This window comes from Paenibacillus sp. S28 (assembly GCF_016624415.1).
GTDB lineage: Bacteria > Bacillota > Bacilli > Paenibacillales > Paenibacillaceae > Paenibacillus_AQ > Paenibacillus_AQ favisporus.
The window spans coordinates 825052-848381 of the sequence record NZ_JACVTM010000002.1; the positions used below are offsets into that span (position 1 = coordinate 825052).

21 protein-coding genes are annotated in these 23330 nt (G+C 54.7%); 15 read left to right on the forward strand and 6 right to left on the reverse strand.

Annotated features, from left to right (window positions below):
* Nucleotides 1–27 precede the first annotated feature (27 nt).
* Nucleotides 28–981 carry an aminoglycoside phosphotransferase family protein gene (locus tag IAE55_RS08315; protein ID WP_200631646.1) on the forward strand — a complete coding sequence of 318 codons (954 nt, stop codon included), beginning with the start codon at nt 28–30 and terminating at the stop codon, nt 979–981.
* Nucleotides 982–1080: 99 nt separating this feature from the next.
* On the opposite strand, the gene IAE55_RS08320 is transcribed toward IAE55_RS08315, so the two are convergent.
* Nucleotides 1081–1344 (reverse strand): hypothetical protein, encoded by a 264-nt coding sequence (locus tag IAE55_RS08320; RefSeq protein ID WP_200631648.1) that lies wholly within the window; start codon nt 1342–1344, stop codon nt 1081–1083.
* Nucleotides 1345–1676: 332 nt separating this feature from the next.
* Between IAE55_RS08320 and pdxK the strand changes: the two genes are divergently transcribed.
* Nucleotides 1677–2489: a pyridoxine/pyridoxal/pyridoxamine kinase gene (gene pdxK / locus IAE55_RS08325; protein ID WP_145158718.1), complete on the forward strand. Its 813-nt coding sequence runs from the start codon at nt 1677–1679 to the stop codon at nt 2487–2489.
* Nucleotides 2490–2636: 147 nt separating this feature from the next.
* On the opposite strand, the gene IAE55_RS08330 is transcribed toward pdxK, so the two are convergent.
* From IAE55_RS08330 to IAE55_RS08350, 5 genes are all read right to left on the reverse strand, one after another.
* Nucleotides 2637–2933, reverse strand: a complete 297-nt coding sequence (locus IAE55_RS08330) for a YxcD family protein (RefSeq protein ID WP_076171759.1) — start codon at nt 2931–2933, stop codon at nt 2637–2639.
* Between the two features lie 5 nt (nt 2934–2938).
* On the reverse strand, nt 2939–3376 hold the full coding sequence (locus IAE55_RS08335) for a hypothetical protein (RefSeq protein WP_094596436.1): 438 nt from the start codon (nt 3374–3376) through the stop codon (nt 2939–2941).
* A 137-nt stretch (nt 3377–3513) separates the two neighbouring features.
* Complete coding sequence (locus IAE55_RS08340) at nt 3514–4074, reverse strand: PadR family transcriptional regulator (RefSeq protein ID WP_105442212.1); 561 nt, start codon at nt 4072–4074, stop codon at nt 3514–3516.
* Between the two features lie 242 nt (nt 4075–4316).
* Nucleotides 4317–4880 (reverse strand): beta-class carbonic anhydrase, encoded by a 564-nt coding sequence (locus IAE55_RS08345; RefSeq protein ID WP_145158722.1) that lies wholly within the window; start codon nt 4878–4880, stop codon nt 4317–4319.
* Nucleotides 4881–4928: 48 nt separating this feature from the next.
* Entirely contained in the window at nt 4929–5252 is a 324-nt protein-coding gene (locus IAE55_RS08350) for an iron-sulfur cluster biosynthesis family protein (protein WP_186325970.1), read from the reverse strand.
* 123 nt (nt 5253–5375) lie between these two features.
* On the opposite strand from IAE55_RS08350, the gene IAE55_RS08355 reads away from it, so the two are divergent.
* From IAE55_RS08355 to IAE55_RS08415, 13 genes are all read left to right on the forward strand, one after another.
* The gene (locus tag IAE55_RS08355; RefSeq protein ID WP_200631650.1) at nt 5376–6893 is read left to right on the forward strand and encodes a carboxypeptidase M32; all 1518 of its coding nucleotides are present in this window, start codon (nt 5376–5378) and stop codon (nt 6891–6893) included.
* Between the two features lie 209 nt (nt 6894–7102).
* Complete coding sequence (locus IAE55_RS08360) at nt 7103–8113, forward strand: ABC transporter substrate-binding protein (protein ID WP_200631652.1); 1011 nt, start codon at nt 7103–7105, stop codon at nt 8111–8113.
* 25 nt (nt 8114–8138) lie between these two features.
* Complete coding sequence (locus IAE55_RS08365) at nt 8139–8909, forward strand: ABC transporter ATP-binding protein (protein ID WP_076171190.1); 771 nt, start codon at nt 8139–8141, stop codon at nt 8907–8909.
* Nucleotides 8910–8998: 89 nt separating this feature from the next.
* Nucleotides 8999–9781: an ABC transporter permease gene (locus IAE55_RS08370; protein WP_234489404.1), complete on the forward strand. Its 783-nt coding sequence runs from the start codon at nt 8999–9001 to the stop codon at nt 9779–9781.
* 224 nt (nt 9782–10005) lie between these two features.
* The gene (locus IAE55_RS08375) at nt 10006–10983 is read left to right on the forward strand and encodes an aromatic acid exporter family protein (protein ID WP_145158728.1); all 978 of its coding nucleotides are present in this window, start codon (nt 10006–10008) and stop codon (nt 10981–10983) included.
* Between the two features lie 265 nt (nt 10984–11248).
* Nucleotides 11249–11809: an outer spore coat protein CotE gene (locus IAE55_RS08380; RefSeq protein ID WP_116229842.1), complete on the forward strand. Its 561-nt coding sequence runs from the start codon at nt 11249–11251 to the stop codon at nt 11807–11809.
* Nucleotides 11810–11922: 113 nt separating this feature from the next.
* Nucleotides 11923–13182 carry a putative amidoligase domain-containing protein gene (locus IAE55_RS34240; protein WP_200631653.1) on the forward strand — a complete coding sequence of 420 codons (1260 nt, stop codon included), beginning with the start codon at nt 11923–11925 and terminating at the stop codon, nt 13180–13182.
* Between the two features lie 63 nt (nt 13183–13245).
* Nucleotides 13246–16017 carry a DNA mismatch repair protein MutS gene (gene mutS / locus IAE55_RS08390; RefSeq protein WP_200631654.1) on the forward strand — a complete coding sequence of 924 codons (2772 nt, stop codon included), beginning with the start codon at nt 13246–13248 and terminating at the stop codon, nt 16015–16017.
* Between the two features lie 57 nt (nt 16018–16074).
* Nucleotides 16075–18180: a DNA mismatch repair endonuclease MutL gene (gene mutL / locus IAE55_RS08395; RefSeq protein ID WP_200631655.1), complete on the forward strand. Its 2106-nt coding sequence runs from the start codon at nt 16075–16077 to the stop codon at nt 18178–18180.
* Nucleotides 18181–18318: 138 nt separating this feature from the next.
* Nucleotides 18319–19110, forward strand: coding sequence for a class I SAM-dependent methyltransferase (locus IAE55_RS08400; RefSeq protein WP_145024168.1), 792 nt, complete (start codon nt 18319–18321; stop codon nt 19108–19110).
* Nucleotides 19100–20080, forward strand: coding sequence for a tRNA (adenosine(37)-N6)-dimethylallyltransferase MiaA (miaA, locus tag IAE55_RS08405; protein ID WP_076171764.1), 981 nt, complete (start codon nt 19100–19102; stop codon nt 20078–20080). The genes IAE55_RS08400 and miaA overlap by 11 nt, the downstream gene beginning before the upstream one ends.
* A 19-nt stretch (nt 20081–20099) precedes the next feature.
* Nucleotides 20100–20339, forward strand: a complete 240-nt coding sequence (hfq, locus tag IAE55_RS08410; RefSeq protein WP_076171204.1) for an RNA chaperone Hfq — start codon at nt 20100–20102, stop codon at nt 20337–20339.
* Nucleotides 20340–20529: 190 nt separating this feature from the next.
* On the forward strand, nt 20530–23229 hold the full coding sequence (locus IAE55_RS08415) for a penicillin-binding protein 1A (protein WP_200631656.1): 2700 nt from the start codon (nt 20530–20532) through the stop codon (nt 23227–23229).
* The last annotated feature ends 101 nt before the right edge of the window (nt 23230–23330 follow it).

The following is a 23330-nucleotide window of genomic DNA, read 5'->3' on the forward strand; positions in this document are numbered from 1 at the left end:
GACCGGAACAACGGGTGAATGAATCTTATGAACAAGTTCACAACCATCCTGAGCAAGTATTACGGACTGGAGCAGGTGGAGGTTCTCGGGCAGAAGGGCGGATGGGCCGCACTGGCCTATAAGGTGACGGAACCGGAAAGCCGCCGCTCCTACTTTCTGAAGGTATATGAAAAAGACAGATCGTCCACGCCCAAATGGACCGCGCGAATTGATCAATATGTACCCGTCACGAGCTGGCTTGAGGGGTCTACAGGGCTGCATGGGAAAATACCTGTTCCGATAATGACGAACCATGGTCATTACCGTTGTGAAGATGATTATGGCATCTATCTCCTCTATGACTATATTGATGGTGAGACCATTGGGGACAAACCGCTAACACAGGAACAAATTTGCCAGCTCGCGGCAATCGTGGCCGAACTGCATAGCTGCGGTAAAGAGATGCCTGTTCAGTCCGGAAATATCGTGGAAAATTTCGAGCTGCCGTTTGCATTAAGCTTGAACAATATCCTGATGACTAAGGGTGCCGGTCTTCCAAGCGATCTATATGATCTGCTGGGGCCATACCTTGAAGTGTTAAACCGGATGATCTTCAATGCCGATGAAATATCTGCCGTGCTAAAACAGAGCAACCTTCCGCTTGCGCTGTGCCATACTGATATCCATTCATGGAATTTAATGCAGCCTCAAAGCCGCCGTCAACTGATGCTGATTGACTGGGAGGGACTTAAGCTAGCTCCTGTGGAAGCTGATCTGATGTTTGTGGTTGACCAATCCTACTTTAATGAGTTTATGCAGATTTACCGGCAATTTCATCCCGATTTCACGCTGAATGGCAGGACACTGATGTTCTACCAAATCAGACGGAAGCTGGAGGATGTATGGGAGTTTATTGAACAGCTGTTATTTGACCGTCAATCACCGTCAGAACGAACATCGACCCTTCAGAGTTTAGAGAAGGAACTGTTGGAAATAAAATGATCCATCAATGACTGAAATTTTCATCTTGGATGTTGATATATTCATGCACGAGCTGAAAAGAGGGGGAAGCCAACCGGCTTCCTCCTCTTTTCATAAAGATTAATTGCGCTGCAGCAGCAGGTACCCGCTGATATCGGAAGTCATTTTGCGGAATACGATTTTAAATCCTACATCATGATCCTGTAGACAAGCCAATGCAGTGCTGAGCAGCGCATTGGGTCTTAGGTCTTGCCAGCAGGGAGCAGCGCTGCCAATGACACGAGCAGCGACGATTCTGCGTGCAGAACCGGGAATCAGCGGGTTTCTGGACCAGCTGATCAGTACAAGGTCCGGCTGCCGGACAGCCTTCACACGACGGGGCATAGCGTCTCACCTCTTTTCTAGTAGTTCGCTATATTCAATGCAGTGGAGATAGAAAACGTGCTAGACAGGAACCTCACAAGACTCGGGGATCTCTATCGCTTGCTTATATAAGGATCAAAGCTGCAATAGATTGGCATTGCTTTAAGTTGTCAGGGGTAGGCTCATCAGTTCCATACAGCCATTGCTGGGGGATGCCAACGATCCGGCTATTTTGAATGCTTTGGGTACATCCTAAAATGGAGGTCGCTGGAATAACGCATTCGACAATTTTCTGGTATAATCAACTCAGTTTCAGAAAATAAGCATTCACGCAGAACAAAGGGGAAATTCACATGCCGAAGATTATGAAGACGTTAACCATTGCCGGCAGCGACTCCAGCGGGGGCGCAGGCATTCAGGCGGATTTGAAGACTTTCGAAGAGTACGGCACTTACGGTTTCAGCGCGCTGACCACGATCGTGACGATGGACCCGGACAACGGCTGGCACCATAACGTATATCCGGTGGATTCGGCTTTGGTTGCGGAGCAGCTGAAGACGGTCTTTGCCGGTGGACCGGTGGACGCCATGAAGACAGGCATGCTTGGCAGCGTGGACATCGTCCGCGTAGCGGAGCAGGCGATCAAAAGCAATCAGCAGAAAAACGTGGTCATTGACCCGGTCATGGTCTGCAAAGGCGAAGACGAAGTGCTGAATCCCGAAAGTGCAGAGGCGATTCGCGACTTGCTTCTTCCGCTGGCCACGGTGGTTACGCCCAATCTGTTTGAAGCCGGCGTGCTGTCCGGCCTGGGCAAGCTGACCAGCGTCGAGGAAATGAAGGAGGCGGCCCGCAATATTCACGGCCTCGGCGCCCAAAACGTCGTTGTCAAAGGCGGCAAGGCACTCGGTGGGGACCGTGCGGTCGACGTATTCTTCGACGGCAAGGACTTCACCGTCCTGGAGACGGACAAGATCGAACCGGCCTACAATCACGGTGCCGGCTGTACTTTCGCCGCGGCGATTACGGGCGGTCTGGCGAACGGACTATCTGTCGCAGAGGCGGTGGCCAAAGCCAAAGATTTTGTGTCGGCGGCCATTCGCAGCGGATACCAGTTCAACGAATACGTGGGGCCGGTCTTCCACGGCGGGTATCGTCTGGACCGGTAATTTCGAAGCCGATGGGCAGCAGGCTGCTTTGGAGCAATGAAGAAAAAGGATGCACATTCCCGGAATGTGCATCCTTTTTTATTTTGTTTTTATGACATCAAAAAGAAGGCCGGGCATCCAAAACGGACACCCAGCCTTCGGTATAAATTAATACGCCTGTTCAACCTCAACATCAACGTGAGCCGTGATTTCTTCATCCAAATCCAGCGTCACCTGCTCGCGGTAAGCCCGAATGTTATATTCGCTGTAGAGGTAACGCAGGATGGCTTCAATCATGTTGGACTCGACCAAATACTGGCTCCGTCCCTGTGCCCAAACCTCTGCGGAATATCCCGTTTCCTCGTCCCAGCTCAGCTCCACCTGCACATCCGTCGGACGGATCTGCTTACGCTCGGCAGTATGAAGACAAATCGCGTTCACGATTTCATCCATGGTCAGAATCAACATGATCAGTACCGTCCGTCATTCGGATTCGGTCGCTTCCGGTTGCGGAACGCTCTGTATCCGGCCCGGATGAGCGAGAAGAGAACGTAAATGGCCAGCAGGTTGATGATCAATCCGAAGAAATCGCCCATGAATCCCATGTTGCTGAACATGCCGCCGAACAGAAGTCCGGCCAATCCGCCGATCATGAGTCCCTTCATAAAGCTGCCGCCGCTGAAGAAGCCGCGTTTTGCCGTTGTGCCAGCTGTACTCGAGGTGTTGTTGGTCGACTTTTTGACGTTGCTGTTCGGCGTCGACTTGCTCGGCGTGTTCGTGTAGGATCTTGTGCCGGATTTAAATCCACCGCCTGCACGTCTGGCGTCCGCGTTATCCGGTACGGTAACAGCGAAGAAGAACGTAAACGCCAAAGCAATCAGCATCCACTTCTGTAAAGATTTTTTCATGGTTTGAAATATACCTCCCTGAGAATGGTGAAAGCATGTCTATCTCATAATACATTACGTACCAAATATCTTAAGGTTTCAAAATTAATTAAATTAATTTTTGCCGATAAAAGATGAATAATGTCTGATCATTCAACTTACGGTTTGACTAATGACGGAGGCTCTGAATAATCGCATTCTCTCAATATGCCCAGAACCCAGTTGCACCATTCCAAACCGGCTGCCGCATTAAAGATGCCTTTCTGGATCAGCAGGTGATCGTAAAATTCCCGGGTACCGAATTTCTTATGTTCCTCCGTCACTTTGCCCTGCATTGATTGGAACGATTCCAGCCGGCGGATGAAGTAAGATTTGCGGGTTTCCACGATATCGATGGCGTTATCCCTGTCGGTCATCCACATGCAGAAGGTTTTCATCGATAATTCGTCGCGGGTTACCGGATCGGGAAGTGGTTTGTACATCCATTCCTTGAGCTTGCGGATGCCGCTGTCCGTAATGGAGTATACCTTTTTATCCGGTTTGTCGCATTGCTTCACCCAATGGGAGCTCAGCAGCTCGTTCTCTTCCATCTGCGCCAGCAGCGGATAGATTTGGCTGTGCTTGGCCTGCCAGAACGGCTGAATCTTGAGCATCACATCATATCCTGATCCGGGTTCCCGTGCAAGGAAAGCTAGTAGTCCATAGGAAAGTGTATTCATTAGCATATCTCCTATACGTGAGATGGTCTTTTCAACCAAAGTGTACACTTAAACTGTATGGTTTTCAACCTGAGCTCATGACTGAAAAGCATGTATCGGAACGGAAAAAGAAGATGATGTTCGTCTAACAATGATAAATCGAGTTTTAAGGCGCCGGTTCGGCGCTGGACCTCTCCCGCTGTTCACAAAATAGAAAAAACACGGATGATGATCATCCGTGTTTTTGCAAATCCAAGCGTATTCTACTTTTCGTAACCGTCGACAACCAGCTCGAGGTGGCCTGTTTTCGGATCGATGACCATGCCGTGAACGCTGCAGCCCGGCGGGAGAAGCGGGTGATTTTTGATCAGGCCCACGGTTCCTTTTACGCCGTCCTGAACGTTATCGAATCCGCGCAGCCAATCGTTCAGATTGATGCCGGAGTTCTCCAGCGTCGACAGCACCTCATCGGAGATGCCGCGCTCCTTCATATGCTCGATCATGACGTCAGCGTTAAGCGCCGCCATGCCGCAGTCCAGATGCCCGACGACGATGACTTCGTCAGCTTTCAGTTCATACAGAGCGACGAGAACGCTCCGCATGACGCTGCCGAACGGATGCGAGATGATCGCACCGGCGTTTTTGATGAGCTTCACGTCGCCGTTGCGGACGTTCATCGCTTTGGGCAGCAGCTCTACGAGGCGCGTATCCATGCAGGTGACGATGACGAGCTTTTTCTCGGGGAACTTGCCGGTAATGTATTTTTCGTACTCTTTACTTTCTACGAACTGCTGGTTGAACTCCAAAATCTGCGAAACGGTTGTCATAATGAATTGCTCCTTCCATTGTTGGGTAATGATGCATGATGTAAGGCGTCAACGCTTATCCACTAGCCTGATATTTTGACCGTACAGCTGGCCGTCCCCGGTAAGCCGGAACGATGGATAGTTTTTTTCGGAGTCCAGGTATAGATGCTCTTCGAAAAAAACCGCCTGCAGGCGGTGAATAATAAAATGCAGATGATTACTCTGTATTTCCACATCATCGGCTTCTTTGGCGGAAACGATCCAGAGTGCCGGCAGCCCGTTGACGCCGCAGCCGCAGCCTTCGGAATCGTAGGCAAGCCGGATGATGGCCGACTCCGACCCGGCAAGCGACTCGATATGCTTTTTGGCAGTTTCGGTAACTTGGATAACCACGGCGGGTTTCAGGCTCCTTCCCTATGTAAAAAGGATAATAGCGTCTATTAAATATTGATTATACTTTCCAGTAAAAGTATCATCAAGAAGGAAGAAAAAATTCGGCGTGAGGTGAACCTAATTATGGAAAAAGAAGCAAAAGCGACACTGGACTCATTTCTCGGGCTGGTCCGCAAAATCAGAAGCTATGACGAGGCCATCGGCTTGATGCACTGGGATTTGCGGACGGGTGCACCTCGTAAAGGAGCAGAGCAGCGTTCCGAGGTGATCGGGATGCTGTCGGCGGAAGATTTCAAACTCCGAATTTCGGATGAAATGGGCTCTTATCTGGAGGCGTTGACCCGTCCTGATACATATGAGGGGCTGGACGATATTTCCAGAAGAATCGTTGACGAGTGTAAAAAAGAATATGACGAGAACAAAAGCATCCCGGCGGAAAAGTTTCAGGAATTTATGGTGCTGTCATCCCATTCCCAGACGATTTGGGAGGAAGCGAAGGCGAAGAGCGACTTTGCCATGCTGGAGCCGAACTTAACGAAGCTTGTGGGCATGCTGAAGGAATTCATCGGATATTGGGGCGTCAAGGGAACGCCATATGACACGCTGCTGGACCGTTATGAGCCGGATATGACGGTTGAGAAGCTGGACCAGGTGTTCAGCAAGCTTCGTGACCGGCTGGTGCCGCTCGTGGAGGCGATTGCGGCATCTCCGAACAAACCGGATACGTCGTTCCTGGACCAGCTGTTCGAGCAGGGGCAGCAGGCGAAGATGAGCCGCTTCATTCTGGGCGAAATGGGGTACGATTTCGAAGCCGGGCGTCTCGATGAGAGCGTACACCCGTTTGCCACCGGCTTGAACCCGGGAGATGTGCGGATTACGACCCATTATTTGCAGGACGACGTGACGAGTGCGCTATTCAGCTCCCTGCATGAAGGCGGCCATGCCCTGTACGAGCAAAACGTGAGCAAGGAGCTGGCCGGAACGCCGCTCGCCCAAGGGACGTCCATGGGCATTCACGAATCGCAGTCCCGCCTGTGGGAAAATATGATCGGACGCAGCAGCGCCTTCTGGGAACGCTACTATGCTGATCTGCAGCAGCATTTCCCGCAGCAGCTGAAGGACGTGCAGCTGGATGATTTCTACCGGGCCGTCAACCGCGTGGAGAACTCCCTGATCCGGATCGAATCTGATGAGCTGACGTATAACCTGCACATTATTATCCGCTATGAAATCGAGAAGATGCTGTTTAACGAGGGGCTTGAGGTCAAGGATCTGCCTAAGGTATGGAACGAGAAATACGAGCAGTACCTCGGCATTACACCGCCAAGCGACAGCCTGGGCGTCCTTCAGGACGTGCACTGGTCCGGCGGGGATTTCGGTTACTTCGCCTCCTATTCCCTCGGCAACATGTATGCTGCGCAAATCATGAACACGCTGCGCAAGGAGATGCCAGAGCTGGATCAGCATATTAAGGAAGGCAATCTGGCACCGATCCGCGAGTGGCTCACGGAGAAGATTTACCGCTACGGCAAGAGCCGCAAGCCGTCCGAGATCATTTTGCAGGTGACCGGTGAAGAGCTGAACCCGGACTATTTGGCTGATTACCTCGAAACGAAATATAAGGAAATTTATCAATTGTAATGCAGCGCAGGAACGCTTGACATCAGATCCAACCATCCAAGCGTAAGCACAGAAGCACCCCTGTCACTTCCGTAAAGAAGCCCCGAGGCTACTTGAGGAAATGGCAGGGGTATTTTTGTGTTCGTCCGTGGCCATGTTTAACCCTTTGCTGGGCGCATGCATAAGATGGCATATGGCTGGAACGCGAAGAAGGATGGAGGACAATGACAATGAGAAAGGGTAAACGTGGATTCGCCCTGGTGCTTGCGGCGGTTCTCCTTTGCACAGCCGTGCTGTCCGGTTGCTCCGGAAGCAAGGGTGACGTGAAGGTCAAAATCGGCGAAGTGACGCGCTCGGTATTTTACGCTCCGGAATATGTGGCGCTTGGGAAAGGCTTTTTTAAGGAAGAAGGACTGGATGTGGAGCTGCAGACGATTCCCGGCGGTGATAAGACGATGACGGCGCTGCTCTCGGGTGCCATCGATGTGGCCCTGGTCGGATCCGAGACGTCGATTTACGTATATCAGCAAGGTTCGGACGATCCCGTGATCAACTTCGGTCAGGTGACGCAGACGGACGGCACGTTCCTCGTCTCAAGGCAGGATGAAGGAGAGCTGGACTGGAATCAGCTGAAAGGGAAAACCTTCCTCGGGCAGCGCAAGGGCGGCATGCCGCAGATGGCCGGCGAGTTTACGCTGAGAAAGCATGGCATCGATCCGCATCAGGATCTGAACCTGATCCAAAACATCGATTTTGCCAATATAGCTTCGGCGTTTTTGTCCGGAACAGGTGAATACGTGCAGCTGTTTGAGCCGCAGGCCTCGATTTTTGAAAAAGAAGGCAAAGGGCATGTCGTTGCCTCATTCGGAGTGGAGAGCGGACATCTGCCCTATACGGTCTTTATGAGCAAGCAGAGTTATATCAAGAAGAACGGCGAAACTGTTCAGAAATTTACGAACGCGCTCCAGAAAGCCCAAAATTGGGTGCAGCAGCACACCCCCGAGGAGATCACCGACGTCATTCTTCCTTATTTTAAGGATACCGATAAGGATATCGTCGTCTCGGCGGTCAAACGGTATAAGGATCAGGGAACGTACGCGACGGATCCCGTCGTGGATGAGACGGAGTGGAACAACCTGCTGGACGTCATGGATCAGGCGGGAGAACTGAAGGAGAAGGTGCCTGCCTCCGCCATCGTGGACAACAGTTTTGCCGAAAAGGCCAAATCGTCCGTGAAATAATGGTTATGGAGAGGAGATCGTGCGCATGGAGCCGGTAGTCGAACTTAAAAATTTGACGCATGTATACGTTAACGACCGAGAAGCTTCGCTTGCTGTCGAAGGACTGAATCTGACAGTACATCCCGGAGAGTTCATCAGCCTGGTCGGACCGAGCGGATGCGGAAAAACGACGATTCTGTCCATGATCGCCGGGCTCTTGCATCCGACGAACGGCGAGGTGCTTGTCTATGGGCGGAAGGTGGAGGGGCCTTCCCCGGATGTCGGGTATATGCTGCAGCAGGATTATTTGTTCCCTTGGCGCACAATCCTTCAGAACGCGGCCATCGGGCTTGAGGTAACCGGGCGCCTGCAGCGGGAATCGATGGATCACCTGACGCAGCTGCTTGACGAGATGGGACTGGAAGGAACGGGGAGTCTGTACCCGCAGCAGCTGTCGGGTGGGATGAGGCAGCGGGTTGCCCTGGTACGGACGCTGTCGACCGATCCCGGACTGCTGCTGCTCGATGAGCCCTTCTCGGCGCTTGACTATCAGACCAAACTGCAGCTTGAAGATTTAATTGCTGGGACGCTGCGGGAAAAGAACAAAACGGCAATTCTGGTCACGCACGATTTATCCGAGGCCGTGGCCGTCAGCGACCGGGTCGTTCTGCTGGGTAAAAATCCCGGCCGAATCCGCCGTACCTTTGAAGTGCCCGGGCACATCCGGGAGACACAGCCTTTCTATGCCAGAAAGGAGGAAGGTTTCAATGAATTGTTTCACGAAATCTGGCGCGAGATGGAGTCGGAGGAAGACTGACATATGGAAGAAGGGAGGCGGCGCGTGTGAACAGTGTGCTTAGATCGGAAGAAGTGATCCGGAGGGACCGGGGTTCCAGCCTCGATGCTCTGCATCAAGCTCATTTGCGCCGCCAGCGCAAGCTGCGGGCACAGGTCCTGTCCGTTCAGATGGCCATTCTGGTGCTGTTCTTTGCCTTGTGGGAAGTCGCCGGACGTTTGAAATGGATCGATGTGCTGCTGTTCAGCTATCCAAGCAAGGTGTTCGCGCAAATTTGGAAGGATGCGGTCAGCGGAGAGCTGTGGGGACATTTGGGCGTGACGGTGGGCGAGACGGTCGTCGGATTTTTGCTGGGAACGATCGTGGGGACGCTGCTGGCTGTCTTAATCTGGTGGTCGCCGTTTCTTTCAAAAGTGCTGGATCCGTATATGGTCGTGTTCAACAGCATGCCGAAGGTGGCGCTTGGTCCGATCTTCATCGTGATGTTCGGCGCAGGCTTTATGGCCATAACCATTACGACGCTGTCGATTACCGTCATTGTGACAACGCTGGTCGTTTATAACGCATTCAAGGAAGTGGACCCGAACCTGGTCAAGGTCGTCCGCACGTTCGGCGGAACCCGGAGGCAGATATTCAACCAGGTCATCCTTCCGGCGTCGTTTCCGACCATCATTTCCACGCTGAAGGTCAATGTGGGCATGGCATGGGTCGGCGTGATCGTCGGCGAGTTTCTTGTCGCAAAAATAGGTCTCGGTTATTTGATCATTTACGGGTTCCAGGTGTTCAACTTTACGCTGGTACTTGCCAGCCTGCTGATCATCGCGGTCGTCGCTACGGCTATGTACCAGCTGGTCGTTTATATTGAAAGAAAGCTGCTTGCGCATCGGCAATAGGGAGCAGCCTTGAAGGGCCGGAACTGCAGGGACGGGAAAGAGAAGATAGGTGCGGATATACTTGCTGTGGCATAGAGCCTTTGCCCTTTCCCGGACCGCAGCCTCACCGGCATTTGATTAACATTGAATGTATTTCTGAAAATTTCATATCCATGTCACGTTGTGTGAAGCATCAAAATCAAGTACCATGAAATACGTCAACATGTATAGAGAGAGGCGGTTTCATGGGTTTTCGTATTATTAAAACGGCTATTGCGACACTGATGGCGATTCTGGTCTCGGATGCCTGCGGCGTAACGGGACCGCTGTCGGCGGGGATCCTGGCCGTGCTCGGGGTCGATGTGACGCGAAAAAGGAGCCTAAAGACGGTATCCGCACGTTTTTTCGCCTCGCTGCTGGGACTGTTTTTTGCCTGCGTTCTATTTGAACTGCTTGGTTTCCATTACTGGGTGCTCGCGATATATATTCTGATCGCCTTTCCGGCCATCACCCGGGCGAACTTCAAGGAAGGCATCGTTACCAGCTCGGTCGTCGTGTTCCGGGTGTTTGGCAGTGCGGAAGTCAGCACGGATGTCATCGTGACGCAAATTGAGCTGCTCGTGATCGGGCTTGGTTCGGCCATGCTCGTCAACATGGTGTACATGCCCCCGGCTTCAGAACAAATGACGTCGATCCGCAGGCGGGTGGATGAGCAGTTTTCAAAAATCTTCAGACAGATCGCACTAACCCTTCGCGACCCTTCCTATGTATGGGACGGGCATGAACTCATCGCTGCGGGAAAAGCGATTCAGAGCGGCAAGGAAGCAGCAAGTCGGGAGATGGAAAACCAGGTGCTGCACCCTGACGAGTCGTGGACCATCTATTTTTATATGAGAAAAGAGCAGCTGGAATCGATCCAAAATATGCTGCAGCTCATTTCCCACGTCTATCAGAAGCTCCCGCAGGCGGATGACGTAGCCGAGCTGTTCGAACAGCTCAGCAGGGACGTAACGGAGGAAAACTACACGGGACGCACGGAGAAGCTGCTGGTCGCCCTCGAGAAGGAGTTTAAAGAAATGGAGCTTCCGGCGACGCGGGAGGAGTTTGAAGTCAGATCGGCCATTTTGCAGCTGATACGTGAGCTGGGACAATATTTGAAAATCGCGAAAAAAAATAAGACGCCGGCACCGGGCAAGTTACGAAAACCCTCTGCCGGGTCCTGAAAACGCAAAGAAACCCCTTGGCAGCTGCCAAGGGGTTTTTATACAATGAAAGCCGCATAAAGTAGAGTGACGTAAAGTTTCAGACTAGATTAAAAGGGCCGTAAAATGCTGGCCAGCCAAGGTATTTCGGCGCTTGCGTCATAGCATTATTCCTATTCTAGCCGGGCGATCACAATAATATTTCATTCATTTATGCTCGTTTAATCAACAAATGCCTATGTCCTGCATACACTTAAGTGAATGATTGTATGGAGGAGGTTCAAAGATGTCATTAAGCGATAAACATCAATGTAGAGAGATCATCACGAAAGCGATCTGCGGCAAGGGTCGTAAGTTCTCTACCGTAACACATACCGTGACTCCGCCTCATAATCCTACCAGTATTTTGGGGGCATGGATTATAAACCATCAGTACGAAGCGGTTGCCGCAGGCGACGGAATTGAAGTTATTGGTACTTACGATTGCAACATCTGGTATTCCTACGACAAAAACTCCCAAACTGACGTTGCCAAAGAAACGGTATCTTATGTAGAATTCGTACCGCTGTCTTACCTGGATCCGAAACACCGGGCTTCAACCGTCGAAGTCTCTGCGGAGGCCACGCAGGAGCCGAGCTGCGTTGAAGCCAGTGTCTCTTCGGGAGGCGGCAATGTCATCATCCGCGTGGAGCGGGAATTCGCGGTCGAGCTCGTCGCCGAGACCAAGGTGCGTGTTTTGGTGTGCAGCCGCGGCCATGGCGACTATGACGACAAAGAGTTCGAATTCGCCGGCGACGATGGGGACTATGAGGATCTCGATCCCGATTCCCTTGATGATGAGCTGTAATTCGTAGAGCAAGGAAAAGAGGTATGATGTACTATATGCCGGGAGAGCGGCGGCGAAGAGGGCGGATGCCCTCCTTTTTTTATTTTATTTTCAGCGTGTGAGGGGGGATGAGGGTGACAAAGGAGGAAAAAGAAGCCCGGTATGCCGGATGGCCCGACCGGGTCAAGCATGCCCGTCTGGTCCGTTCCGGCATCAGCTCCCTCCTGCTGCCGGAAGAGGACGCGGCTGCCCGGGAATCCGCCCGATACCGGCGAAGATACGCCGTTAACGTCGCTGGCCTGCAAGCCGTTGACTTGAAGCGCGTCGAGGGAAGCGCAGACGGTTTACGTGTTCCCGTCGGTTCGGCCCACGCGGGTGAGGCACTGCTCATCGGGCTGTATGCCCGCTTGGAGAAGGCGGCGGTGCGGGCCCTTTATACGCTTGGCCTGGACTCGGGCGAAGTCGTGCTGGCTTCCTCTGGAGAGCGGAAGTTCGGCGTTGAGCGTGTCACGCCTTCCTCCGGAATAAAAGATCCGCGCATCAAGGCGCGTTATGACCGGGCGGAGACGGAGCTTGCCCGCCGGCTGCGGCGGGAAGAGGAGGAAGGGATCCGCCTCGTGATGGGCATGGATCCGGAGTTTGTGCTTGTGGATGCGGGCAGCAACGAGATGGTTCCCGCATCCCGGTTTTTGGACCGGGAGGGGGAGGTCGGCTGCGACGCCGTCCACGGCGAGGGCTTTACGACCTTCCCCATCGCCGAGCTTCGCCCGGATCCAAGCGGGGACCCCACCGGTCTGCTCAAGCGCCTGATGTTCACGATGCAGGCCGCCGGCCGGATGATCGGGGACCGGTCGCTCATCTGGCAGGCGGGGGGCATGCCCAGACCCGGTTTGCCGCTGGGCGGGCATCTGCATTTCAGCGGCATTGTGCTTACCCCGGAGCTGCTGCGGGCGCTGGATAACTACCTGACGCTGCCCGTCTCGCTGCTCGAAGACGAGAACAGCCGGGCGCGGCGGCCCAAATACGGCTATTTGGGCGACTTTCGCCGCCAGCCGCACGGCGGCTTCGAATACCGCACACTGCCGAGCTTTCTCGTGTCCCCCCTGCTGGCTAAAGGGGTGGTGTACCTCTCCTATTTGATCGTCAGCCATTACAGAGAGCTGAAGATGCGGCCGCTGGACGCGAGCGAGCGGGTGCACCGGGCCTATTACCGGGGTGACCGCGAGGTGATGAAGCCAGCTGTTCGGCCGCTGCTCAGAGAGATCCGGCAGATGCCGGATTACGGCAATTACGCCGGCTCTATCGAACCGCTCCTGGCGCATATCGAGCAGGGAACAACGTGGAACGAGAGCAGGGATATCCGGCCGCTGTGGAACATTCCGGTCGAACCTTGATTCCCGCCCACTTACTTTCTGTTATAATAGGGCGTGAGCACAAGTGAAGTCTGGAGGTACCTCATGGCCAAGTATACGCCAATGATTGAACAATATTTGGAAATCAAGCAGCAAGCCCAGGATGCGTTTTTGTTTTTCCGCCTGGGCGATTTTTACGAAATGTTTTTCGAGGACGCCTTAAAGGCCTCCCGGGAACTGGAAATTACGTTAACCGGCCGGGAAGGCGGCGGGGACGAAAAAATCCCGATGTGCGGGGTTCCCTACCATTCGGCTGAGAGTTACATACAGCGGCTGATCGAGAAGGGCTACAAAGTGGCCATTTGTGAGCAGCTGGAAGACCCGGCGGTGACCAAAGGCATGGTCAAGCGCGGCATCGTCCGCGTCGTGACGCCGGGGACGATCATGGAAGGCAAAAACGTAGCCGACAAATCCAACAACTATTTGGTATGCGTGACCGAGACCGACCGTATGATGTCGCTGGCGGCCTGCGATCTGACGACAGGCGAGCTGTACGTAACTTCCATGCCCGCATCCATGGAGTGGCTGCGCGACGAAATCGGCATCTATGAACCGGCGGAAGTGATCGGCGACCCGAAAATGCTGGATTTGATCAAGGCGGAACAGCTCCAGTGGAGCCGGCCGGTCGTCTACACGTCATGGGAGAAAAGGGAGGAGCAGACGGTCCGCGCGCAGTTCGGCGAATCGGCCTGGGCCCGGCTCGATCCGGAGCGGCAGGCATGCGTGGCCGTGCTTATTTCGTACCTGAGCGAGACGCAGCGGCGTTCGCTCGGCCAGCTGACACAAATTTCGCCCTATGAACCCGGCCATTACATGATTCTCGATCCGTTCACGCGGCGAAACCTGGAGCTCGTCGAGACGGTGCGCGACCGATCCAAGAAAGGGTCGCTGCTCTGGCTGCTGGATCGGACCGAAACGTCGATGGGGGCCCGGCTGCTGCGCAGATGGATCGACAAGCCCCTTCTGCACCGCGGGCCGATCGAAGAGCGCCTGGAAGCCGTGGAGCATCTCTACAACCAGTTTATCCTGCGGGAAGACCTGCGGGCTGCGCTGAAAGACATTTACGATCTGGAGCGGCTGGTCGCTAGAATCGCCTTCGGCAACGCGAACGGGCGGGATCTGAACGCCCTCAAGCTGTCGCTGGCGCAAATTCCTTCCTTGAAGGAACTGTGCGTGTCGTCGGCGTCTTCCACCCTGCGGAAGCTGGCGGCGGAGATGGACGAATGCCGCGATCTTTATGAAGCGATCGACGCGGCGATCGTCGACGATCCGCCCGTATCTGTGAGGGACGGCGGCTTGATCAAACCGGGCTATCACGATCATCTGGACGAGCTCAGAGAAGCCAGCGTGAACGGCAAACGCTGGATTGCCGAGCTTGAGGCCAAGGAGCGTGAAGCGACGGGCATCCGCTCGCTGAAAGTCGGATTCAACAAAGTGTTCGGGTATTATATTGAAGTTACCAAATCGAATTTGGGCACCCTGCCGGAAGGCCGGTACGAAAGGAAGCAGACGCTGGCCAATGCCGAGCGGTTCGTAACGCCGGAATTGAAGGAGAAAGAGGGGCTCATTCTCGAAGCCCAGGACAAAATGGTGGACCTCGAATATTCCCTCTTCAGCGGACTAAGGGACCGGCTGAGCGCGGAAATCCCGCGGCTGCAGGCACTCGCCGAGAAGGTCGCCGTCACCGACGTCTATCAGTCGCTGGCAGCCGTCAGCGCGGAGCAGGGCTTTGTGAAGCCTAAGCTGACCGAAGGTTATGACCTGGTCGTAGAGAACGGGCGCCATCCGGTGGTCGAGGCGGTGATGAAGGATGCCTCCTTCATTGCCAACGGGACTCGGCTGACCCGGGAGGAAGCGGCGATTCTGCTCATTACCGGGCCGAATATGGCCGGAAAGAGTACGTATATGCGGCAGGTGGCGCTGATCTCGATCATGGCGCAAATCGGGTGTTTCGTGCCGGCCAAGGCGGCGGAAATTCCGCTCGTTGACCGGATCTTTACCCGGATCGGAGCGGCGGATGACCTGATAGGCGGCCAGAGCACGTTCATGGTGGAAATGGCCGACATTCAGGTCATGACCGAAAAAGCGACGCCGCGCAGCTTGATCATTATCGACGAGCTGGGCCGGGGCACATCGACCAGCGAAGGCATGGCCATCGCCCAGGCGGTAATCGAATATGTCCATGATACGATCGGCTGCAAGGCGCTCGTATCGACCCATTTTCACGAGCTTGCGCATTTGGAGGACAGCCTGCAGAGCCTGCGCAATTACTCCATGGCGGTGCAGGAGAGCGGCGACAAGGTTCACTTCCTGCGGAAGCTGATCGCCGGGCCTGCCGGCAGCAGCTACGGCATCTACTGCGCCCGGCTGGCCGGACTGCCGTCGTCCATCATAGGACGGGCGTACACGCTGCTGCAGGGCCTTGAGGAAAGCGCGGCCCAGACCGCTGCGGCCGCAGAAGCGACCAAGGCTGAACCGCCGATACAGCTCAGGGAGCGGGCGGATGCTGGCGAATGGGAACGTTCGCTGACGAATACGGAAGCAGGGCACGCCGAACCGGCTGTCGGAGCTTCCGTTCAGGAGACGGTTTCAGGCCGGGGAGAGTCAAGCGTTGCGGAAGTCGTACAGCTCTCGATATTCGGGGATGAGGAGCTGGAGCCGGTGAAGCGAAGCGCTGCCGCTCCTGAACCGCAGCCGGTTCATCCAGCAGTAACGCAAATTTTGGAATCGGTGAAAAGCGCCGACGTCATGAACATGACGCCGCTGCAGGCCATGCAGCTGCTGAACGAGCTGAAAATGAAGGCAAAGGATCTGTAAACAAGTGGGACAAGGCCGATTGTCCGTTCATATCTTTTTTTGAAATGGGGGAACGGTATGGCGAAAATTCGCGTTTTGGACGAGCACATAGCCAACCAGATAGCGGCCGGTGAAGTGGTTGAGCGTCCCGCCTCGGTTGTGAAAGAACTGGTGGAGAACGCCATTGATGCCGGAAGCTCTCGAATCGAAGTCACGGTAGAGGAGGGTGGGCTTGAAAGCATCCGCGTAATCGACGACGGCTCGGGGATCGAGCCGGAAGACGTTAGCACCGCCTTTTACCGCCATGCGACGAGCAAAATCGAAAACAGCAGGGATCTGTTCAACATCACGAGCCTCGGGTTCCGCGGCGAGGCGCTGCCGAGCATCGCCGCCGTGGCCAAAGTGGAATTGGTCACGGCGAGCGCCGATAACGGGCTCGGGCGGCGAATCGTCATCGAAGGCGGCAGGCTCGTGACCGAAGAGGACACGGCGGCGCCGAAGGGAACCGACTTGACGGTCCGGGAACTCTTCTACAACACGCCGGCCCGGTTGAAATATATGAAGACGATCCAGACGGAGCTGGGGCATATCTCCGATTACATGTACCGCATCGCCCTGTCGCATCCGGAGATCGCGATTACGCTGCGGCATAACGGAAACGTGCTGCTGCAGACCGTCGGGAACGGGGATCTGCTGCAGGTGGTCGCCGCCATATACGGCCGGCAGGCCGCCAAGGCGCTGCTGCCGATCCATGCGGAGAACCTGGATTTTACGATCGACGGGTACGTCAGCCGTCCGGATTGGACCCGTTCGAACCGGAACGGGATCTCGATCATCGTCAACGGGCGGTACATCCGCAGCTATGGCCTGAATCAGGCCATTCAGCGGGCGTACCATACGCTGCTGCCGATCAACCGATACCCGCTCGCCGTCCTGGAAGTCAAGATGCATCCGTCCCTGGTGGACGTCAACGTGCATCCGGCCAAACTGGAGGTGCGCTTCAGCAAAGAGCAGGAGCTGTTCCCGTTCGTGGAGAGCAGCATCCATCAGGTGCTCCGTCAGGAAGTGCTCATTCCGCAGCCAGTTAAGCAGAGCATCGGCGATAAGGATAAAGGATCGTTTATCCAGGAGCAGTTTCACTTCTCCAAAAGCCCGGCCCTGCAAGCCGGACCGATGGACGGGCTCAAGGACGGCCGGGAAGCCCCGCTGCCGCAGGATCCCGGCCCAGCCGGTCACACCGGAAATTCGGACGCTAGCAGCTCCCTCAATCCGGTGAGCGCATCAGGCAGCCAGCCGGTGAAATCTCCTCTGACCGACGGAGCGGAAGGCGCCGGCACGGGCTTCTCCGGCCCGCGTGCACAGGCGCCGACGCAGCAAGGGTATTCCGGTCAGAGCAGCCCGAATGCAGGAAGCGTGCGCAACCCCGGTGAAGCTGCCTATGCGCAGCAGAAGCTTCCGTATTCTGCGCGCGAAACGTTACGCGAAAATACGGTTCCCGGCTACCGGCTGAACTTGTCGCAGAGCGGGCGGGTTTCGCAGAGCTCGAATCCAGCGCTGGCCAGCCGGCTGCTGGCGGGCACAGAGGCGCCGCCCGAAATTCCGCCTTTTCCGGAGCTGACGCTGATTGGCCAGCATCACGGGACATACCTGATCGCCCAAAACGCGGACGGGCTGTTCCTGATCGACCAGCACGCAGCGCATGAGCGGATCAATTACGAATTCTATTACGAGAAATTCGGCCGTCCGGCCGATGCATCCCAGGAGCTGCTGCTGCCGATTACGCTGGAGTTTACGCCGTCTGAGTCGGAGCAGCTGACACAGAAACTGCACTGGTTCGAGCAGGTCGGCGTATATCTGGAGCATTTCGGCGGGCAGACCTTCCGCGTGGTTTCCCATCCATACTGGTTCCCTAAAGGGGAGGAGAAAGAGCTGATCGAAGAGATGGCCGAATGGGTCCTCAGCGAGCGCAGCATCGACCTGGCCAAGCTCCGCGAGACGTCGTCCATTCTCTGCTCCTGCAAAGCTTCAATCAAGGCGAACCAGAAGCTGACCGAGCAGGAAGCGACGACGCTGCTGGACCGCCTTGCGGCATGCCGGCAGCCTTATACCTGCCCTCACGGGCGGCCGATCGTCGTTTCCTTTTCGACCTATGACCTGGAAAAGCTGTTTAAGCGCGTTATGTAACGCGGCAGGCGGTTCAACACAGCGGGCAGAGGAAAGTGACGGAGAGGGACGGTTCATAAAACGAATTAAGGTGTATAACTAAACCAACAGCGCATTTGCTTGGCTGGTGCCCTATTTTATACAGGATTGGAGACTGTCATGATTATTACGACGGGGGATAAAGCGGCTGAATCGATCGTAGGCAGGGCGGTCGCCCTGGCCAACGAGACGGGGGGCAAATATGTCCCGAGAAGCCACACCCCATTAACAAAAATGGCCAAAATGCACGGCGATGACGAAATCATCGTCGTGCTGGACGGTGGAGCGAGGCTTGTCAGGCCGGGAAGTCCGCCGATGGAGTTTCATCCCAGCATGGGCTTTGTCCGCGCCAAGCGGCTGCTCAAGGGCGAGAGTGACCCGATGCTGGACGCGGCCTTGATGACTGCGGGGGACACGGTGCTCGACTGTACGGCCGGCCTTGGGTCGGATTCGCTCGTATTTGCGGTCCAAGGAGGGCCCGGCGCGCATGTCACCGCGATTGAAAGCTCGCCGGCCCTGGCGGCGATGCTTGCCGAAGGGCTGGCTCACTACCGTTCCGGCCTGGCTGAGGTGGATGACGCCATGCGCCGGATCCGGGTGGCCTGCGGCCATCATCTGGACGTGCTGCGCAAGCAGCCGGACAACAGCGTGGACATCGTATACTTCGACCCGATGTTCCGCGAGCCGTTGATGGATTCTTCGTCTATCAGTCCGCTGCGCGCGTTTGCCAACAGCGACTCGCTGCAGCCGGAGAGCATCCGCGAAGCCGTCCGGGTCGCGCGCAAGACCGTTGTGCTGAAGGAGAAAAAAGGCAGCGGCGAATTTGCCCGTCTCGGCTTCGTGCCGATCGACCGGCCGCATTCAAAAATTTCGTATGGAGTGATATGTGTTGACCGACCGCATGACAACTGAGACGAAGCCGCGGCTGCTGGTGCTGATCGGCCCCACCGCCGTCGGCAAAACCAAAATGAGCATCGAGATCGCCAAGGCGCTGGGCTGCGAGATCATCTCCGGGGATTCCATGCAGGTCTACCGCCAGATGGATATCGGGACCGCCAAAATTACCAAAGAAGAGATGCAGGGAATCCCGCATCACCTGATCGACATACACGAGCCGGACGAAGCCTACTCGGTCGCCGAGTTTCAGGAAGAATGTTCCCGGCTGATCGCAGATATCCATGCCAGGGGCAAGCTGCCTTTTATCGTCGGGGGGACCGGTCTGTACGTGGAATCGGTGTGCTACGGTTTTCAGTTTGCCGAAGCGGGAGAGGACAAAGCGTTCAGGCAGGAACAGGCCGACTATGCGGAGCGTTACGGTGCCGAGGCACTTCATGCCCGGCTGGCGGAAGTCGACCCGGAGAGCGCCCTGAGGCTGCATCCCCATGACCAAAGGCGCATTATCCGGGCGCTTGAGATCTATCATTTGACGGGTATCCCTCTTTCGGCCCAGTTGAAGAGCCAAACCCGGGAATCGCCGTATCAATTATGCCTGGTCGGTTTGACAATGGATAGGCAAATGCTATATAAACGTATTGAAGCCCGTATCGATGAGATGCTGGAGCAGGGTTTGGTAGAAGAGGTTTCTTCTCTGCTGGATAAGGGCTACGGACCGGATCTGGTCTCGATGCAGGGACTGGGTTACAAACAGATCATCTCATATTTGCAGGGTGAAGCTACCCTGGAAGAGGCTGTTGCAATTTTGAAGAGAGATACGCGCAGGTTTGCCAAACGCCAGCTGTCCTGGTTCCGCCACATGAAGGAAATCCAGTGGGTGGACGTCACGGACACGGGAAATTTTCTCGCGAATTTCGCCGCAATCCGTGATATAATAGCAGGAAAGTTTCTCTTAAATCTTGAATATACTTCAAAACAATCTAATTGAATCGTTGGGGGTACGGCTAATGAACAAATCCATCAATATCCAAGATACATTTTTAAACCAGCTTCGCAAAGAAAACATCCCTGTCACCATTTTTCTTGTGAACGGATTTCAAATCAGAGGCTTAATCAAGGCGTTTGACAACTTTACCGTCGTGGTGGATACGGACGGCAAACAGCAAATGCTGTTCAAGCATGCGATTTCAACGGTTACGCCTCAACGCAATGTATCCCTGATGCAGGAAACCCAGAACGAGGTATAATTTAACAGGACAAGCCTCATAGCTGAAACTTTTTCAAATGACTTTCGTTAAAGAGTATAGAATGGCGGGGATGCGGGTAAATCCGTTATAGACGTTCATTCTGTAAGCATAGGAAATGGAGCGGAGCAACCTGCAAGGGTTGTTCTTTTCATTCCGAGCTTAGAAATCAAAAGGGAGTCAGGAGGGTACCATGGACAACAACAAGCTGTCGAGGTCTGATAGAAACAAAGAACAGCCCAAGACAATGAAAAAGACAACCAAGAATAAGAAGAAAAAAATATCCGGAAAGCGCGTGTTTTGGACGTTATTTTTCACCTGTGCATTTGCTATCTTCTGTGCGCTTGCCGGATATTTGTATATTACGGTCAACGGGGAGCGCCTGCTGCAGGCGAACAAGGATAAGCTGACCGTACACGAAACATCTAAGGTATTCGACCGCAACGGCAATCTGATGGGCGAGCTGTCCCTGCAGAAGAGCGATCCGGTCCAGAGCGAGGATATTCCGAAGCTGCTGAAGGAGGCTTTTGTGGCGACAGAGGACAAACGCTTCTATGAGCACAGCGGCGTCGATCTGTGGTCGATCGGCCGGGCGGCCATCAAGGACGTCATCGCCAGATCCAAGGTCGAAGGCGGCAGTACCATAACGCAGCAGCTCGCCAAAAACATTTTTCTGACCCGGGACAAAACGTTCTTCCGGAAAGCGACCGAGGTGTCCATCGCCATGGCGCTGGAACGGAACAAGACCAAAGACGAAATCATTACGATGTATTTGAACCGTATTCCATTCGGCGGGCAGATTTATGGCATTAAAGAAGCGTCAAAGTATTATTTCGGCAAAAGTAATTTGAATGATTTGAAAGTATGGGAAATGGCCACCCTTGCGGCGATGCCGAAGGGACCTTCCAAATACAACCCAGTGCGCAATCCGGACTTGTCCATGCAGCGCCGCGCCGTCGTGCTGAACCTGATGGCCCAGGAAGGGTACATCACGCAGGAAGAGGCCGACGCCGCGAAAAAAGTCGAATATACGTATAAACCGCCGAAAAAACAACAGCAGTACCAGAACTTCATGGACTACGTCATGAATGAGGCGGAAGAAGTCACCGGGCTCAGCGAAGACGATCTGAACATCGGTGGCTATAAAATTTATACGACGATGGACGCGAACGCCCAGAAAGTGCTGGAGAAAGAGTTTGCGGACGAATCGAACTTCGAGAAAAGCCCGGATGACCAGCCGGTGCAGGGCTCCATGGTCATCATGAACCAGGAGTCTGGCGCGCTCGTCGCCCTGCTCGGCGGACGGGATTATACGCGCGGCGGCTACAGCCGCGTCACGAACAGCCGCAGGCAGCCGGGGTCGGCCTTTAAGCCGATCGTCTCGTACGCGCCTGCGCTGGAAAGCGGCAAGTTCGATATGTACTCGTCGCTCAGCAACAAGAAGCAGTGCTTCGGCAGCTACTGCCCAGGCAACCTGCACGGATACTCGGATACGATCGGCATGGCCGAAGCGATCCAGAAATCCGAGAACATTCCGGCTGTATGGCTGCTGAACCAAATCGGGGTAAATACCGGCTTCAAATTCGCGGAATCCCTCGGCATTCAGCTGACCGAAGATGACAAGAACCTGGCGATGGCGCTCGGCGGTATCAGCAAGGGAACGAACACGCTGGAAATGGCTCAGGCGTACAGCGCCTTTGCCAACGGCGGCAAGATGAACGAGGCGTACGCGATCAAGAAGATCGTCGACAGCGACGAAAAGCCGGTTTATGAGCATAAAGACAGCGCCAAGAAAGTCATGAGCGAAAATACCGCATACCAAATGACCGAAATGATGAAAAAGGTCGTTGAAGACGGTACGGGCCGGAAAGCCAGAATCGACCGTCCGGTAGCGGGTAAGACAGGGACAACGCAAAGCGGTTATACCGGTGTCAAATCGAACCGCGACGTATGGTTCGTCGGCTACACGCCGGAGCTGACCGCTGCGGTTTGGATGGGCTATGACAAGCCGGATAAAACGCATCTGCTGCACAACAGCAGTCCGCTGGCGGCCTCTTTCTGGGGCAAGGTCATGGAGCAGGTCGTGAAGGACTTCCCTCAGAAGGAGTTCCCGGTTCCGGACAAAGTCAAAGATCAGGAGCCGGTGAAGGAACCGGAGCAGGATCAGAACCAGGGCCACGTAAGCGGCTTGAGCGCCGATTACAACATCGACACGCAGACGGTTACGCTGGGCTGGAACGGCGTGGATTCCGGTAACGCCCAGTATCGTATCTACCGTAAAGAATCGTCCGAAGCGAACTACTCGCTGATTCTGGATGGCGTAACCAGCACAACGGCCCAGGATATGGGGGCGCTGCCGGGTATGACGTACGAATACTATGTCACGGCATACTTCCCGGATTCGAGTACCGAGTCGGATCCATCCAATACGGTGCAGATCACGATCGATACACCGCCTGACGAACAAACCCCGCCTGATCAGAACAACGGAGATAACGGTCAGGACGGAAACGGTAATCCGGATAACGGCAATACCGACAACGGCCAGGGCGGTGATAACGGGGATATGGGTAACGGAAATGGGAACGATAACGGCAATAATGGAAATTGGAATGACGGCGGCCCGGGCAATAGCGGCAATGGGAACGGCAACGGGAACGGCGGTTCCAATGATAACAACGGCAGTGGCCATGGAGGCGGCGCCAATAACGGCAACGGTGGCTCTAGCGGGGATACAACCGGCGATAGCGGCACAGGTACGATAACCCCGCCTGAGAACGGCGGAACGACCGACAATGGCAGCAGTGACGGAACCGGAAGCAGCGACGGAACGACCTTCCAAAACCCGGGTGATTCCAGTTCCGGCAGCACAGGAACCGTGACCACCCCGTAACCGAATAGAATAAGTTTTGTATTAGACCCCTTTCATTTGGGGGTCTTTTTTTTTGCTGTCCGCACATCTGTCAGGCAATATTTTGAGTGTGATTCCCAAAT

Coding starts and splice junctions, on each gene's coding strand:
- IAE55_RS08340 (WP_105442212.1), bottom strand. CDS start 4,074: ATGAATACACTTTCCTATGGACTACTAGCTTTCCTTGCACGGGAACCC.
- IAE55_RS08320 (WP_200631648.1), bottom strand. CDS start 1,344: ATGCCCCGTCGTGTGAAGGCTGTCCGGCAGCCGGACCTTGTACTGATC.
- IAE55_RS08365 (WP_076171190.1), top strand. CDS start 8,139: ATGGAGCCGGTAGTCGAACTTAAAAATTTGACGCATGTATACGTTAAC.
- IAE55_RS08355 (WP_200631650.1), top strand. CDS start 5,376: ATGGAAAAAGAAGCAAAAGCGACACTGGACTCATTTCTCGGGCTGGTC.
- pdxK (WP_145158718.1), top strand. CDS start 1,677: ATGCCGAAGATTATGAAGACGTTAACCATTGCCGGCAGCGACTCCAGC.
- IAE55_RS08315 (WP_200631646.1), top strand. CDS start 28: ATGAACAAGTTCACAACCATCCTGAGCAAGTATTACGGACTGGAGCAG.
- IAE55_RS08375 (WP_145158728.1), top strand. CDS start 10,006: ATGGGTTTTCGTATTATTAAAACGGCTATTGCGACACTGATGGCGATT.
- IAE55_RS08400 (WP_145024168.1), top strand. CDS start 18,319: ATGATTATTACGACGGGGGATAAAGCGGCTGAATCGATCGTAGGCAGG.
- miaA (WP_076171764.1), top strand. CDS start 19,100: ATGACAACTGAGACGAAGCCGCGGCTGCTGGTGCTGATCGGCCCCACC.
- mutS (WP_200631654.1), top strand. CDS start 13,246: ATGGCCAAGTATACGCCAATGATTGAACAATATTTGGAAATCAAGCAG.
- IAE55_RS08345 (WP_145158722.1), bottom strand. CDS start 4,880: ATGACAACCGTTTCGCAGATTTTGGAGTTCAACCAGCAGTTCGTAGAA.
- hfq (WP_076171204.1), top strand. CDS start 20,100: ATGAACAAATCCATCAATATCCAAGATACATTTTTAAACCAGCTTCGC.
- IAE55_RS08335 (WP_094596436.1), bottom strand. CDS start 3,376: ATGAAAAAATCTTTACAGAAGTGGATGCTGATTGCTTTGGCGTTTACG.
- IAE55_RS08415 (WP_200631656.1), top strand. CDS start 20,530: ATGGACAACAACAAGCTGTCGAGGTCTGATAGAAACAAAGAACAGCCC.
- mutL (WP_200631655.1), top strand. CDS start 16,075: ATGGCGAAAATTCGCGTTTTGGACGAGCACATAGCCAACCAGATAGCG.
- IAE55_RS08360 (WP_200631652.1), top strand. CDS start 7,103: ATGAGAAAGGGTAAACGTGGATTCGCCCTGGTGCTTGCGGCGGTTCTC.
- IAE55_RS08380 (WP_116229842.1), top strand. CDS start 11,249: ATGTCATTAAGCGATAAACATCAATGTAGAGAGATCATCACGAAAGCG.